Origin of the sequence: Streptomyces sp. NPDC049541 (assembly GCF_044465725.1) — a bacterium.
GTDB lineage: Bacteria > Actinomycetota > Actinomycetes > Streptomycetales > Streptomycetaceae > Streptomyces.
The window spans coordinates 1373785-1388159 of record NZ_JBITLY010000001.1; the positions used below are offsets into that span (position 1 = coordinate 1373785).

A 14375-nucleotide genomic window follows, 5' to 3' on the forward strand; every position below is an offset into this window, starting at 1 on the left:
TTTCTACGGCAGTTGACGCGCTCGGCCTGCCCGTCAGGCCACCGCGCTGAGGGTGTCCGCGAGCCGTCGTCTTGCCGCGCGGGCCGCCGGGAGGGCGGCGAGCGCGGCCGCGCCGAGCACCGCGGCGGCGCCGAGGAGCAGGAGCAGGACCGGCGACGGGCTCTGGGCGATCCCGGCGCCGATGCCGCTGGAGCTGCCCTGGGAGTTGATCAGCCAGTGCGCGAGCGGGGTGCCCAGGGCCGTACCGGCGAGGACGGCGGCCAGGGCGGTGCAGCCGGTGGCCGTGACGGTGATCGCGGTGATCTGGCGCGGGGACAGACCGATGGCCTTGAGGGCGAGCAGATCGCGTTCGCCCTCGCGGACGGTGCCGCCGATCGCGGTGAGCAGTTCGACGAGACCGATGAGGGCCAGGACGGCGATCAGGCCGACGACGACCGAGCGCAGGGGCGAGAGGCCGTCGGCCGGGTTGGTCACGGTGTGCACGTCGAGCCGGCCGTGCCCGGCGGCGGCGAGCCGGCCGGCGACCGTGTGCGGGTCGGCTCCGGGGCGCAGGCGGAGCTGGTAGAGGGTGGGGGTGAGGCGTGGGTCGTTCTCGTGGAGGGTGTCGAGGGAGGTGGAGATGACCCGGCCGGCGTTCTCCGGTTCGATGCTGCGGCCCACGATGTGCAGGATCTGCGGCTGGTCGCCGACCGTCATCCGCACCCAGTCACCGACGCGGACGTCCAGCAGGTCGAGGAGACCCTGCCCGGCCACCGCCTCGTCGCTGCCGCGTGCGGGGCGGCCCTCGGCCAGGGTGTACGGGTAGGGGTTCTGGCCGGTGCCGAGGCCGCGCAGGGCGATCGTGGCCGTCTGACCCGGCACCAGGGCGGCGACCTCGACCCCCGGGTAGACGTCGGCGACCTGCGGGTCGCGCTGCAGCAGGGCGCGGGCGTCCCGGTCGCCCAGACCCGCGTCGGCGTGGACGGTGAGTGCGGCCGGCAGCCCGATCTGCTCGGGCCTGCTGTGGAAACGGTCGATGGTCGTCCAGGCACTCATCGCCACGACGATCAGCAGCAGGGGCAGGGCCAGCCTGGCCACGGTGGCCAGCGACCGCAGGCGACGAACCGAGGCAGTGTGCCAGCCCAGCACCAACGCGGGCGGCACACCGACGCCCAGCGCCCACCGGGCCACACCGGAGAGGTGCCCGCCGGAGGGGGCGGCGGGGGCCAGACCCGTGCTGTAGTGGGCGGAGTCGCGGGGGTGCCCGGCCGCCGGAACCGCGGGCCGAGTGCTGGACGTCTCCTTCGCCCGGCCCGGTGGTGGGTGTTCTGCCGGCGCGCTGGGCCGTGCCGTCAGCCACTCCAGCAGCTCCTTGGCTGCCGCAGCCAGAGGCCGGGGGGTGGGCGTCCCTCGGGCCGGCTCCGGCAGCCCGCTGCCTCTCGCAGCCGCAGCCCGGGGGGTGGAGGGCCGTGGGGCCGGGGGTTGGGGTGCCGGGGCTGTGGAGCGTCCGTCGGGCGAGGGCCCGGGCGTCCGAGGAGCTCGGTCCGGCAGCTGGGGGGCGGTTTCCAGGCCGAGTGCTCGGCGAGCCAGACCCAGCCCTCCACCCCCCGCGCCCGCGGGACGGGCCACCGGGACCGGTGGTACGCGGCCCGCTCGCCAGGCTGCGAGGGCTGTTGTGGCTCCGATGAAGAGGACGGCGCCCGCCGGGATGGCGACGAGGATCGGGGTGTGGTCGGGCAGGCCCTGCCAGACGCCGAGGGCGTCTCCGAGGCGGCCGGGGAAGTGGCTGCCCAGGGCCTCGGTGAGCGTTGCCGCGGCTGCGGCGCCGAGGACGGCGTAGGCGATGTGCTGGAAGAGGAAGACGCGGACGACCTGGGCCGGGGTGAAGCCGATCGCTTTCAGGACCGAGATGTCGCGCAGGTGGCCGCGGATGCGGGTGGCGATCGCGCCGTGGACGGCGAGGCCCGCGGCGACCAGTGCGCCGAGGCCGAACAGGCCCAGGACCTGCCCGAGGAGCCGGTTGTCGCCCTGTGCCTCGGCGCGGGCCTGCTGCCAGGTGGAGACCTCGCCGATGGCGCCCGCGCCGAGGACGGTGACGGCGCGCTGGACGGCGTAGTCCGTGTCCTCGGGGTCGGTCAGGCGCAGTCCGATGACCTGGCCGGTGGGGTGGGTCACGGCGGAGGGGAGGGCCCAGACCAGGCCCGGCTGTTCGTTGGCGCGGTAGCGGGGCTCCGCGCTGTCGGCCACGCCCACGACGGTCACCGTCCGCCCCGTCCCCGGCAGGGTCAGTGTGTCGCCCGGTTCGGCGAGCAGGGCGCGGGCGAGGCGGCTCTCCAGGACCACGCCGTCGGGGGCGTCGGCCTTCAGCCAGTGGCCGGCGGTCAGCAGCGGGCGGCCGACACCGGGGCGCTCGGGCGGCGTCGCGCGCAGTTCGACCGAGGCGCGCGTGCCGCGTGAGGCGAGGGTGGCGACGGCGGTGGGGTAGGGGCCGGCGACGGACTCCACGCCGTCGAGTGCGGCCAGCTTCCCCACCTGGGCGGACCTGTCCGTGTGGATCCAGACGTGCGCGCCGCGCTCCTGGGTGAAGATCCGCTGCCAGGGGTTGGTGGCGTACCCGAACAGGGCCGTGGCCAGCAGCAGCGACACCACGATCCCGGCCGTGGCGAGCACCAGGAACAGTGCCTCGCCGCGGTGCGTGCGCAGATCGGAGTGCGCCCAGCGCAGTGTTGCTCGCATACGGCTCAGGCCTTCCGGGGATCGTCGTACACCCGCATGTCAGTCCCTGAGCTCCAGCACTCCGGATATACCGCCCCGGCGGGACGCCCCGGTGCCGTCCAGCTCCGCGTCGTCGGCGATCCGGCCGTCGAAGAAGCTGATCACACGGTCCGCGGCGCTCGCCAGCCGGGCGTCATGGGTGACCAGCACGATCGTCTGGCCGCGTTGGTGGAAGCGGGACAGCAACCGCATCACCTCACGGGTGCCCTTGCTGTCCAGGCTGCCCGCGGGTTCGTCGGCCAGCAGGAGCGGCGGGTGGTTGACCAGGGCGCGGGCCAGTGCGACCCGCTGCTGTTCGCCGCCGGACAGCTCGCCCGGCATGCTCCGCTCCTTGCCGCCCAGCCCCAGTTCGCCCAGCAGCTGCTCCCGCTCGGCCCGCGCCTGCTTCGGCGTGCGACCCGCGAGCAGTGCGGGCAGCTCCACGTTGTCGGCGACCGACAGATTGGAGACGAGGTTGAAGAACTGGAAGACGATGCCGATCCGCTTTCTGCGCTCCACCGCCCAGCGCGCCTCGCTCCAGGCGTCCGTGCGCTCACCGTCCAGCCGGATGCTGCCGCCGTCCGGGCGCTGCAGCCCGCCCAGCAGATGCAGCAGTGTCGACTTGCCGGCGCCGGACGGACCGGTGACGGCCACGAACTCGCCCTGCCGGACGCACAGGTCGACCCCGCGCACGGCATGCGCCGGTGCGCCCTCGCCGTAGTGCGTCTTGACCAGGCCTTCTGCGTGCAGCACAGGAGCGGGACTGTCGCTCACTCCAGCTCCTCCAGCTCTTCCTGGCACCGTTCCAGCCAGTCGAGGTCGGCCTGCAGGTGCAGCATCGCGCCCTCGATCAGCAGATGGGCGATGCGGTTGTCGCGGTCTTCGGCGGCGGCCAGTTTCGACAGGTCGCGCATGGTGTTGAGGTACTGGCGCCGCTGCTTGTTGATCAGGGCGATCTGCTCGGCGAGACCCGTCTGCGGGGCGAGCGCCAGCTTCATGAAGAACTCGTCCCGCACCCGCGGCTCGTCCTCGGGCTCCTCGAACCAGGCGCGCAGCGCCTCCCGCCCGGTGTCCGTGAGGTGGTAGACCTTTTTGTTGGGCCGGCTCGACTGCTCGACGTCCTCGCCCTCGATCAGACCTTGCTTCTCGAGGCGGCCGAGGGTTACGTAGATCTGGCCGACGTTCGGCTGAGGGTACGCGGAGCCCAGCAGTTGCTCAAGGTCCTGCTTGAGCTCGTAGCCGTGGGCCGGACCGCGTGCCAGGAGTGCCAGGAGGGGCAGGCGCACTCGTGCTGTCCTCCTGTCCTCGGAATGTGCTCCAGGCCCTAGTATCGCGCATACCTAACAGGTATACATGGCCTCTGACTCCGGGCGAAGACGCCCGGCGCCGGTGTACAGGGAGGAACCTATGCGGTGGATCCATGCCGCGGGTAGGGGCCTCCTTGTTCTGGTCGTGGTCATGACCGGATACGCGGCCTCGGGTGCGCACGCCGAGGACGGCGCGGCGGACGGCCGCGGGCCGTTGACGCTCGCCACCGCCGGAGATCTCACCAACTACCTCGACCCCCTCCTCCAGGGCTGGAACCGCACCCACCCCGGCGAGAAGGTCACCCTCGTCGAGCTTCCGGACTCCGCCGACGAGACCCATGCGCAGATGGTCACCGACCTGCGCGGCGGGGACCGCAGCCGGTTCGACGTCCTCAACATCGATGTCAGCTGGACCTCGGAGTTCGCGGCGGCAGGCTGGATACGGCCGTTGCCCCCCGACCGCTTCCCGATGAAGGGCTTCCTGAAGCCGGTCGTCGACACGGCGACCTACGACAACCATCTGTACGCCGTCCCGTACGTCACCAACGCCGGACTGCTCCTCTACCGCAAGGACATCCTCGCCAAGGAGGGCGTCCCACCGCCGCGCACCTGGGCCGAGCTGGAGTACGACGCGAAGACCATCGCGCCGAAGTACGGACTCGACGGATACGCGGGGCAGTTCCTGCCCTACGAGGGGCTCACCGTCAACGCCGCCGAGGCCGTCTACTCCGCGGGCGGCAGCATCCTCGGCGACGAGGGCGCACGCGTCACCGTCGACTCGGCCGCCGCCCGCGAGGGCATCGGCTTCCTCGCCCGGGGCGTGCGCGAGGGCTGGATCCCGAAGAAGGCGCTCACCTACAAGGAAGAAGAGTCCAAACAGGCCTTCCAGGACGGCCGTCTGCTCTTCCTGCGCAACTGGCCCTACGCCTACGTCGGCGCCGCGGCCAAGGGCTCCCCGGTCGCCGGCAAGATCGGAGCGGTACCACTGCCCGGCCCTGACGGGCCCGGCAGGAGCGTCCTCGGCGGCTCCAATCTGGCCGTCAACACGCACACGCAGCACCCCGACTCCGCCGCGCGCCTGCTCGCGTATCTCACCAGCGAGCCCGTCCAGCGCCAGGTCCTCACCCGCGGCGCGCTGCCGCCCGTACGGGCCGCGCTGTACGAGGACCCCGAGCTGATACGGCGGTTCCCGTATCTGCCGACCCTGCGCACGAGCGTCCTGCACGCCGCGCCGCGCCCCAAGAGCCCGCGCTACGACCAGGTCAGCCTGGTGGTGCAGGCGGTCGTGCACGACGCGATGACCGGGCACGAGACACCCGCGGCGGCGGTGCAGAGGCTGGCGCGGGAGCTGGCGGCCGTCTCCAGCCGCTAGTTACTTGTTAGGTAACGCGGAAGTCTCATCTGGGCTCAGGATGCCCCCTTAGGTCCGCTTTTGGCACACCAACTCACCAGTAGCTTCTGTTTCTTTCATTGACACCCGCACGACACGCCTACCTAACATGCATGCATGTTGAGTAAGTACCGCTGGTGGCGTGACGCGGTGATCTACCAGGTGTATGTCCGCAGCTTCCTGGACAGCACCGGAGACGGCATCGGCGATCTGGCCGGGGTCCGCGCCGGACTGCCGTACCTGAAGAAGCTGGGCGTCGACGGAATCTGGCTGAGCCCCTTCTACCCGTCCCCGCAGCACGACCACGGCTACGACGTGGCCGACTACTGCGACGTCGACCCGCTCTTCGGCGACCTCGCCGAGTTCGACCTGCTGATGGCGGCCGCCCGGAAGCTCGGCGTCAAGGTGCTGCTGGACGTCGTGCCCAACCACTGCTCCAGCGAGCACCCGTGGTTCCAGGAGGCCCTCACCTCGGAGCCCGGCAGTGCGGCCCGCGCCCGCTTCCACTTCGCCGACGGCCGCGGTGCCGACGGCTCGCAGCCGCCCAACAACTGGCACTCCATGTTCGGCGGCCCCGCCTGGACCCGGGTGACCGAGCCCGACGGCCGCCCCGGCCAGTGGTACCTGCACATGTTCGCGCCCGAGCAGCCCGACTGGAACTGGCGCAACCCCGAGACCGGCGCCGAGTTCGACCGGATCCTGCGGTTCTGGCTCGACCGGGGCATCGACGGCTTCCGCATCGACGTCGCCGCCGGCCTCTACAAGCACCCCGAACTGCCCGACTCCGACGACCCCGAGGCCGACGCCCGCACCCGCGACTCCGTCAACCCGCTCGCCTGGAACCAGCCCGAGGTGCACGACGTGTGGCGGCACTGGCGGGCGGTGTGCGAGGAGTACACGGCGCGCGACGGCCGCGAGCGGCTGCTGGTCGGCGAGGTGTCGGTGCCGAGCGCACGCGAACACGCGCAGTACGTCCGCTCCGACGAGCTCCACCAGGCCTTCTTCTTCGACCTGCTCAGCGCCCCCTGGAACGCCGACGCCTTCCGCAAGGTCATCAGCGAGGCCATGCAGGACATCGCCGGCACGGGCTCCACGGTCACCTGGGTGCTCAACAACCACGACCAGGTCCGCACCGTGACCCGCTACGGCGAACCCGCCCCGGAGGGCAGCGGCCTGGGCACCGCCCGCGCCCGGGCCGCCGCCCTGCTGATGCTGGCGCTGCCCGGAGCCGCGTACATCTACCAGGGCGAGGAGCTGGGCCTGCCCGAGGTCGTCGACCTGCCCGACGACGTGCTCACCGACCCGATCTTCCGCCGTACCGGAAGCCGCGCCCGCATCCGCGACGGCTGCCGGGTCCCGCTGCCGTGGTCCGGACAGGCCTCACCCTTCGGCTTCACCTCCGGCGCCGAAAGCGCGCGGCCGTGGCTGCCGCAGCCCTCCTACTTCGCCGAGTACGCCACCGACCGCGCCCTCGCCGACACCCGCTCCTTCTGGCACCTGTACCGCGACGGCCTCCAACTGCGCGCCGCCCTGCCCCAACTGGGCGAGGGGACGCTCGACTGGCTGGAGACCCCGCCGGGCGTCCTCGCCTTCACCCGCGGCGACGGCCTCGTCTGCGCCGTCAACTTCGGTACGGCGCCCCTGCCCGCGCCGGTCTCCGGCACCCCGCTGCTCTCCAGCGGCCCCTGCACGGCCGGGGTGCTGCCCGGTTCCACGGCGGCCTGGTGGATCAACGACCTCTGACCACCGCCGACCGCCCCTCTCCCCTGATTGTTCGTCAGTTTCCCACCCCTTGAAGGGACATCAACGATGATGCGACGACGCACGACCCTGCTCGCGAGCTGCACCGCCCTCGCCCTCTCCCTCGGCGCTACCGCCTGCGGAGGCGGCGGACCGGTCTCCGCGGGCGGCGGCGACAAGGCGCTCAGCGGGCAGACGGTCACCGTGGCCGGCGTCTGGACCGGCAGCGAGCAGAAGAACTTCCAGAAGGTGCTCGACGCCTTCAGCGCGAAGACCGGCGCCAAGACCCAGTTCATCTCCACCGGTGACAACGTCTCCACCGTCGTCGGCAGCAAGATCGAAGGCGGCAACGCGCCCGACGTGGTGATGGTCCCGCAGGTCGGCGTATTGCAGCAGTTCGCCAAGAAGGGCTGGCTCAAGCCGCTGTCCGCCACCACCGAGAAGGCCGTGGACACGGGCTACGCCCCCGTCTGGAAGAAGTACGGCAGCGTCGACGGCCGCCTCTACGGCCTCTACTTCAAGGCCGCCCACAAGTCGACGGTCTGGTACAGCCCCGAGGCCCTCACCCAGGCGGGCGTCAAGCCGCCGAAGACGTACGACGAGATGCTGAAGGCCGGACACACCGTCTCCGACTCGGGCCTCGCCGCCTTCTCGGTCGCCGGGCAGGACGGCTGGACCCTCACCGACTGGTTCGAGAACATCTACCTGTCTCAGGCGGGCCCCGAGAAGTACGACGCCCTGGCCGCCCACAAGCTGAAGTGGACCGACGCCTCGGTGGTCAAGGCGCTCGGCACCCTCGGCAAGCTGTTCAAGGACAAGCAGCTGATAGCGGGCGGCCAGAAGGAGGCCCTCAACACCGACTTCCCGGGCTCGGTGGAGAAGGTGTTCGGGCCCAAGCCCGAGGCCGGCATGGTCTACGAGGGCGACTTCGTCGCCGGGGTCGCCCACGACCAGTTCGGCAAGACCATCGGCACGGACGCGAACTTCTTCCCCTTCCCCGCGGTCGACGGCGGCAAGGCCCCGGTGGTCAGCGGCGGCGACGCGGCCGTCGTCCTCAAGGACGGCAAGAACGCCACGGCCGGCATGAAGCTCCTGGAGTACCTGGCCACCCCGGAGGCCGCCGCCGTATGGGCGAAGGCCGGCGGCTTCCTGTCCCCGAACAAGAAGCTGTCCCTCGACTCCTACGGCGACGACGTCACCCGCGCCACCGCCAAGTCCCTCGTGTCGGCCGGGGATTCGGTCCGCTTCGACATGTCCGACCAGGCTCCGGCGGCGTTCGGCGGCACCAAGGGCGCGGGCGAGTGGAAGCTGCTCCAGGACTTCCTGAGCGACCCGTCGAACCCGAAGGGCACCGCGGCACAGCTGGAGGCCGCGGCGGCCAAGGCCTACAAGGGCTGACGCGCCATGACCGCGACTCTGGTGAAAGAGACAAGTCCGCCCCCGGTCGCGGGCGTCGAGCGGGCCCGGCGCTCCCGCCGCCGGGCCCGGCTCATCGCCCTGCTCTTCGTCTTCCCGGCGCTGGCCCTGCTCGGTGCGCTCGTCGTGTACCCCGTGCTGTTCTCGATCGGCCGCAGCTTCTTCGACGCGTCGGGGACGCGCTTCGTGGGCGACGAGAACTACACCGAGATGTTCCGCGACCCGGCGACCCTCAAAGCCGTACGGAACACGGCCATCTGGGTCGTGGTGGCGCCCGCGCTGCTGACCGGGCTCGGCCTGATCCTCGCCGTACTGGTGGAGAAGGTCCGCTGGGCGACGGCCTTCAAGCTCCTGCTGTTCATGCCGATGGCGGTGTCCTTCCTCGCGGCGGGCATCATCTTCCGGCTCGCCTACGACGAGGACCCGAACAAGGGCGTGCTGAACGCCGCCGTGGTCTCGGTGCACGACGCCTTCAAGGGCACGTCGGAGTATCCGACCGCACGGGCCCGCGTGGGCCAGGGGCTGAAGGCGGGACCGGACGGCTCGTACCGGACGAGCGGGAGCGTGTCGCCGGGGCAGTCGGTGGCGCTCGGGCTCGTCGGCGTCGCCCCGAAGGACCTGCCGGGCGGTGCCGAGCCCGCGTACGGCGCCGCGCACCGCAAGGCCGCGTCCGGCGAGCTGCGCGGGGTCGTCTACCTGGACTTCACCCCCGGCGGGGGCGGGAAGCAGGGCCGGGTCGACCCGCGGGAGAGCGGGCTGCCGGAGATGAAGGTCGAGGCGGTGGCCGACGACGGGACGACGGCCGGGAGTACGACGACGGCCGCTGACGGCTCCTTCCACTTCTCGGGGCTGAAGTCCGGCTCGTACGCAGTGAAGTTGCCCGCGTCGAACTTCGCGCAGCCGTACCAGGGCGTCTCCTGGCTCGGGCCGATGCTCGTCACACCGGCGATCATCGGGGCGTATCTGTGGATCTGGACCGGGTTCGCGATGGTCCTGATCGGCGCCGGGCTTGCGACGCTGCCGCGCGATGCGCTGGAGGCGGCCCGGATGGACGGCGCCAACGAGTGGCAGATCTTCCGGCGGATCACGGTGCCGCTGCTGGCGCCGGTGCTCACGGTCGTCTTCGTGACCCTCGTGATCAATGTGATGAAGGTCTTCGACCTCGTCTACATCATCGCGCCCGGGCCGGTGCAGGAGGACGCGACCGTGCTCGCCACCCAGATGTGGCTGGTGTCCTTCGGCGGCGGCAACAACCAGGGGCTCGGCAGTGCGCTGGGCGTGCTGCTCCTGCTTCTCGTGGTCCCCGCCATGGTCTTCAACGTCCGTCGTTTCCGGAGGAGTCAGCGATGAACGCGGTCAGGCGTGGCCTGGGCAATGGGCTTGTGCAGGCTTTCCTGGTGGTGATCGGCCTGGTGTGGCTGACGCCGCTCGCGGGGTTGTTCCTGTCGTCGCTGCGGTCCTCGCAGGACTCGGCGAGCAGCGGCTGGTGGACGGTGTTCAGCAGCCCGGGGCAGCTGTCCTTCGACAACTACTCGGCGCTGCTGAAGAACTCCGGGATGACGCAGGCCTTCTGGAACACGGTGCTGATCTCCGTGCCGGCGACCGTGCTGGTCGTGGTGCTGGCGGCGCTCGCCGGATACGCCTTCGCCTGGCTGGACTTCCCCGGCCGGGAGGCCGTCTTCCTGGTCGTGGTGGCCCTGTTGGTGGTGCCGGTGCAGATCGGCTTGCTGCCGGTGGCCAAACTCTTCGGTCAGCTGGGGCTGTTCGGGACGATCCCGGGGGTCGTGCTGTTCCACGTGGCGTACGGGCTGCCGTTCGCGGTGTTCCTGCTGCGGAACTACTTCGCCGAGATGCCGAAGGAGATGCTGGAGGCTGCTCGTATGGACGGTGGGAGCGAGTGGCGGATCTTCACGCGGCTGGTGCTGCCGGTGGGGCGGCCGGCGATCGCCTCGCTGGCGATCTTCCAGTTTCTGTGGGTGTGGAACGACATGCTGGTGGCGCTGTTGTTCGCGGACAGTTCCTCGCAGCCCTTGACTGTGCAGCTTCAGTCGCAGATACGGCAGTTCGGGAGCAACATCGATGTGCTGGCGCCGGGGGCGTTTGTGTCGCTGGTGGTGCCGGTGGTGGTGTTCTTCGCGTTCCAGAAGCACTTTGTGCAGGGGGTTATGGCGGGTTCGGTGAAGTGAGCTTCCTTCGCCCCCGCCGCCCCTTCCCGTCCCGTACCGGGGGGCGGCCCCCGGACCCCCGCTCCTCAAACGCCGGAGGGGCTGGATTCGGCCCAGCCACCTCAGCCCGTCCGGCGTTTGAGGACGAGGCCGTTCAGGCCGAAAGCGGGGGTCTGGGGGCGGCAGCCCCCAGGGGGCGGGCATGGGTAGGGGCGGTGGGGGCGGAAATCCCTCAGGGCGAAGCCGGGGGATACAGCGAGCGGGGCAGCTGGGAGGCCGCCGCCGCGTCCAGGAGCCACAGGGTGCGGGATCGGCCGCGGGCGCCCGCGGCCGGGGCCTGCACCTCGCCCGCCCCCGACAGAGCGATCGCCGCCGCCTGCGCCTTGTCCTCTCCGGCCGCCAGCAACCAGACCTCCCGCGCCGCGCGGATGGCGGGGAGAGTCAGCGTCACCCGGGTGGGCGGCGGCTTGGGCGCGCCGTGCACGCCCACCACCGTCCGCTCCGTCTCCCGCACCGCGGGCAACTCCGGGAACAGCGAGGCCACATGCGTGTCCGGACCCACGCCCAGCATCAGGACGTCGAACGTCGGCACGGCACCGTGGTTCTCGGGCCCGGCAGCCCGGGCCAGCTCCTGCGCATAGCCCTCCGCCGCCGCCTCGACGTCGGCCCCGTACGGCCCGTCCGACGCCGGCATGGCATGCACCCGCTTCGGATCCAGCGGGACGGAGTCCAGCAGAGCCTCACGGGCCTGCGTGACATTCCGGTCCGGGTCGCCCTCCGGCAGGAAGCGCTCGTCCCCCCACCACAGGTCGAGCCGGCCCCAGTCGATCGCGTCCCGGGCCGGAGCGGCAGCCAGGGCGGCCAGCAGGCCGTTGCCGTTGCGGCCGCCCGTGAGGACCACGGACGCGTAGCCCCGGGAGGCCTGCGCGTCCACGATCTTCGTGATGAGGCGGGCCGCGGCCGCCTGCGCCATCAGTTCCTTGTCGTGGTGCACGACCAGCTGCGGAGTGCTCACTTCGCCGCCGCCTTCTTCGGCTCGTCCTTCACCGGCGCCTGTGCCGCCGCGTCCTTCGCGGGAGCTTTCGCAGCCTCTTCGACAGGGGTTGCGACGGGGGCTTCGGCCGCGATCGCTTCTCCTTTGGCCGGCGGTTCCGGTACGGAAGGGTTCAGCCGGTCCACCCCGAACCGCAGTGCCGAGGCATACGTGTCGTCGGGATCGAGCCGCCGCAGCTCCTCCGCGATCAGCTCGGCCGTCTCACGCCGCTTCAGCGCGACCGCACGGTCCGGCTGGCCCTCGATGGACAGGGTTGCCAGGGAGCCGTCCGCACGGTCCAGGACTATCTGGCCGGTGTCGGTCGCCATGCGGACCGCCGTCAGGCCCGGCCCGTTCGACAGGGACCGCTTCACCGGCACGTCCAGCCGGTCCGCCAGCCACATCGCCAGCAGCTCGCAGCTCGGGTTGAACTCCTCGCCCTCCACCTCGACGGCCTCCACCTCGCAGGTGACCTGGTCGAGCGCGGCGGCCAGCATCGAACGCCAGGGCGTGATGCGGGTCCAGGACAGGTCGGTGTCGCCGGGGGTGTACGTGTCGGCGCGCGCCGTCAGCTCCCGTACCGGCTGCTCCGCGGCGTACGTGTCCGTCACCCGGCGCTGGGCCAGCGCGCCCAGCGGGTCGTTCGCCGGGTCGAGGGGCGCGTTCACCGGCCACCAGACCACCACCGGGGCGTCCGGCAGCAGCAGGGGCAGGACGACGGACTGGGCGTGGTCCGCGACCTCGCCGTAGAGGCGCAGCACGACCGTCTCACCCGTCCCCGCGTCCGCGCCCACCCGAACCTCGGCGTCCAGCCGGGACTGCGTACGGTCGCGGGGCGAGCGCGAGACGCGCTTGATGACCACGAGGGTGCGCGAGGGGTGCTCGTGCGAGGCGTCGTTCGCGGCCTTCAGGGCGTCGTACGCGTTCTCCTCGTCCGTCACGATGACCAGCGTGAGCACCATGCCGACGGCCGGTGTGCCGATGGCACGGCGGCCCTGCACCAGCGCCTTGTTGATCTTGCTGGCCGTGGTGTCCGTGAGGTCTATCTTCATGGCCGGCGCCAGCTCCGTCCGTCTCGCTCGAGCATTTCGTCCGCCTCGACGGGCCCCCAGGTGCCGGACGGATACTGGGCGGGCCTGCCGTTCTTGTCCCAGTACTCCTCGATCGGGTCGAGGATCTTCCAGGACAGCTCGACCTCCTCGGTGCGCGGGAAGAGGTTCGAGTCGCCGAGCAGGACGTCCAGGATCAGACGCTCGTACGCCTCCGGGGAGGACTCGGTGAAGGACTCGCCGTAGGCGAAGTCCATCGACACGTCCCGGATCTCCATCGAGGTGCCCGGCACCTTGGAGCCGAAGCGGACCGTCACGCCCTCGTCCGGCTGGACGCGGATGACGATCGCGTTCTTGCCGAGCTCCTCCGTCGCCGTGTGGTCGAAGGGGGAGTGCGGGGCCCGCTGGAAGACCACCGCGATCTCGGTGACGCGGCGGCCCAGGCGCTTGCCGGTGCGCAGGTAGAACGGCACGCCCGCCCAACGGCGGTTGTCCACCTCGAGCTTGATGGCGGCGTACGTGTCCGTCTTCGACTTGGCGTCGATGCCCTCCTCCTGGAGGTACCCGACCGCCTTCTCGCCGCCCTGCCAGCCCGCCGCGTACTGACCGCGCACGGTGTCCCGGCCCAGGTCCTTCGGCAGCCGTACGGCCCCGAGCACCTTGGTCTTCTCGGCGGCCAGCGCGTCCGCGTCGAATGAGGCGGGCTCTTCCATGGCCGTCAGAGCCATCAGCTGCAGGAGGTGGTTCTGGATGACGTCACGGGCGGCGCCGATGCCGTCGTAGTAGCCGGCCCGGCCGCCGATGCCGATGTCCTCGGCCATGGTGATCTGCACATGGTCCACGAAGGACCGGTTCCAGATCGGCTCGAACATCGTGTTGGCGAAACGCAGCGCCAGGATGTTCTGGACGGTCTCCTTGCCCAGGTAGTGGTCGATGCGGAAGACCTGGTCCGGGGCGAAGACCTCGTGGACGACCTTGTTGAGCTCCTCGGCCGACTTCAGGTCATGACCGAAGGGCTTCTCGATGACCGCGCGGCGCCAGGAGCCGCCGGTCTGGTCGGCCAGACCGTGCTTCTTCAGCTGCTGGATGACCACGGGGAAGGAGCGCGGCGGCACCGACAGGTAGAAGGCGAAGTTGCCGCCCGTGCCCTGTGCCTTGTCGAGCTCCTCGATGGTGCCGCGCAGCCGCTCGAACGCGTCGTCGTCGTCGAAGGTGCCCTGGACGAAGCGCATCCCCTGGATGAGCTGCTGCCAGACCTCCTCGCGGAACGGCGTACGGGCGTGCTCCTTGACGGCGTCGTGCACCTCGGCCGCGAAGTCCTCGTGCTGCCACTCGCGGCGCGCGAAGCCGACGAGGGAGAAGCCCGGCGGCAGCAGACCCCTGTTGGCGAGGTCGTACACGGCGGGCATGAGCTTCTTCCGTGACAGATCGCCCGTGACGCCGAAGATGACCAGGCCCGACGGCCCCGCGATACGCGGGAGCCGTCGGTCGGCGGGGTCACGAAGCGGGTTCGCTCCGGAACCGGAAAGAGGAGCCAAGGGT

Annotated in this window: 11 protein-coding genes; 5 read left to right on the forward strand and 6 right to left on the reverse strand. The window is 71.1% G+C overall.

The features are described from left to right. Window positions 1-33: 33 nt before the first annotated feature. Genes ACIBW9_RS06295 through ACIBW9_RS06305 form a run of 3 tightly spaced genes read right to left on the reverse strand, consistent with a single transcriptional unit; the run spans window position 34 to window position 4019 of the window. A complete protein-coding gene (locus ACIBW9_RS06295) occupies window positions 34-2715 on the reverse strand; it encodes an FtsX-like permease family protein (RefSeq protein WP_398951690.1) in 2682 nt (893 codons plus the stop codon). Between the two features lie 39 nt (window positions 2716-2754). Next, complete coding sequence (locus tag ACIBW9_RS06300) at window positions 2755-3507, reverse strand: ABC transporter ATP-binding protein (RefSeq protein WP_398951692.1); 753 nt, start codon at window positions 3505-3507, stop codon at window positions 2755-2757. After that, a complete protein-coding gene (locus tag ACIBW9_RS06305) occupies window positions 3504-4019 on the reverse strand; it encodes a PadR family transcriptional regulator (protein WP_030933343.1) in 516 nt (171 codons plus the stop codon). The genes ACIBW9_RS06300 and ACIBW9_RS06305 overlap by 4 nt, the downstream gene beginning before the upstream one ends. Window positions 4020-4140: 121 nt before the next feature. On the opposite strand from ACIBW9_RS06305, the gene ACIBW9_RS06310 reads away from it, so the two are divergent. From ACIBW9_RS06310 to ACIBW9_RS06330, 5 genes are all read left to right on the forward strand, one after another. Then, window positions 4141-5412, forward strand: coding sequence for an ABC transporter substrate-binding protein (locus tag ACIBW9_RS06310; protein WP_398951695.1), 1272 nt, complete (start codon window positions 4141-4143; stop codon window positions 5410-5412). Window positions 5413-5547: 135 nt separating this feature from the next. Then, window positions 5548-7173, forward strand: a complete 1626-nt coding sequence (locus ACIBW9_RS06315) for a glycoside hydrolase family 13 protein (protein WP_398951697.1) — start codon at window positions 5548-5550, stop codon at window positions 7171-7173. 66 nt (window positions 7174-7239) lie between these two features. After that, window positions 7240-8568 (forward strand): ABC transporter substrate-binding protein, encoded by a 1329-nt coding sequence (locus ACIBW9_RS06320; RefSeq protein ID WP_398951699.1) that lies wholly within the window; start codon window positions 7240-7242, stop codon window positions 8566-8568. A gap of 6 nt (window positions 8569-8574) precedes the next feature. Further along, window positions 8575-9936, forward strand: coding sequence for a carbohydrate ABC transporter permease (locus ACIBW9_RS06325; protein WP_398951701.1), 1362 nt, complete (start codon window positions 8575-8577; stop codon window positions 9934-9936). Then, window positions 9933-10772: a carbohydrate ABC transporter permease gene (locus ACIBW9_RS06330; RefSeq protein WP_344403882.1), complete on the forward strand. Its 840-nt coding sequence runs from the start codon at window positions 9933-9935 to the stop codon at window positions 10770-10772. Before ACIBW9_RS06325 ends, ACIBW9_RS06330 begins: the two co-directional genes overlap by 4 nt. 211 nt (window positions 10773-10983) lie before the next feature. On the opposite strand, the gene pgl is transcribed toward ACIBW9_RS06330, so the two are convergent. From pgl to zwf, 3 genes are read right to left on the reverse strand one after another with little or no spacing between them, the layout of a single operon-like run. Continuing rightward, window positions 10984-11766, reverse strand: coding sequence for a 6-phosphogluconolactonase (pgl, locus tag ACIBW9_RS06335; RefSeq protein ID WP_344403881.1), 783 nt, complete (start codon window positions 11764-11766; stop codon window positions 10984-10986). Continuing rightward, window positions 11763-12836, reverse strand: a complete 1074-nt coding sequence (gene opcA / locus ACIBW9_RS06340; RefSeq protein ID WP_398951704.1) for a glucose-6-phosphate dehydrogenase assembly protein OpcA — start codon at window positions 12834-12836, stop codon at window positions 11763-11765. Before opcA ends, pgl begins: the two co-directional genes overlap by 4 nt. Next, window positions 12833-14371, reverse strand: coding sequence for a glucose-6-phosphate dehydrogenase (gene zwf / locus ACIBW9_RS06345; protein ID WP_398951706.1), 1539 nt, complete (start codon window positions 14369-14371; stop codon window positions 12833-12835). Before zwf ends, opcA begins: the two co-directional genes overlap by 4 nt. Between the last annotated feature and the right edge of the window lie 4 nt (window positions 14372-14375).

What these genes read in the sequence shown, in the direction of transcription:
- ACIBW9_RS06295 (WP_398951690.1), bottom strand. Translation starts at nt 2,715, where the DNA reads ATGCGAGCAACACTGCGCTGGGCGCACTCCGATCTGCGCACGCACCGC.
- ACIBW9_RS06310 (WP_398951695.1), top strand. Translation starts at nt 4,141, where the DNA reads ATGCGGTGGATCCATGCCGCGGGTAGGGGCCTCCTTGTTCTGGTCGTG.
- ACIBW9_RS06315 (WP_398951697.1), top strand. Translation starts at nt 5,548, where the DNA reads ATGTTGAGTAAGTACCGCTGGTGGCGTGACGCGGTGATCTACCAGGTG.
- ACIBW9_RS06320 (WP_398951699.1), top strand. Translation starts at nt 7,240, where the DNA reads ATGATGCGACGACGCACGACCCTGCTCGCGAGCTGCACCGCCCTCGCC.
- ACIBW9_RS06325 (WP_398951701.1), top strand. Translation starts at nt 8,575, where the DNA reads ATGACCGCGACTCTGGTGAAAGAGACAAGTCCGCCCCCGGTCGCGGGC.
- ACIBW9_RS06330 (WP_344403882.1), top strand. Translation starts at nt 9,933, where the DNA reads ATGAACGCGGTCAGGCGTGGCCTGGGCAATGGGCTTGTGCAGGCTTTC.
- opcA (WP_398951704.1), bottom strand. Translation starts at nt 12,836, where the DNA reads ATGAAGATAGACCTCACGGACACCACGGCCAGCAAGATCAACAAGGCG.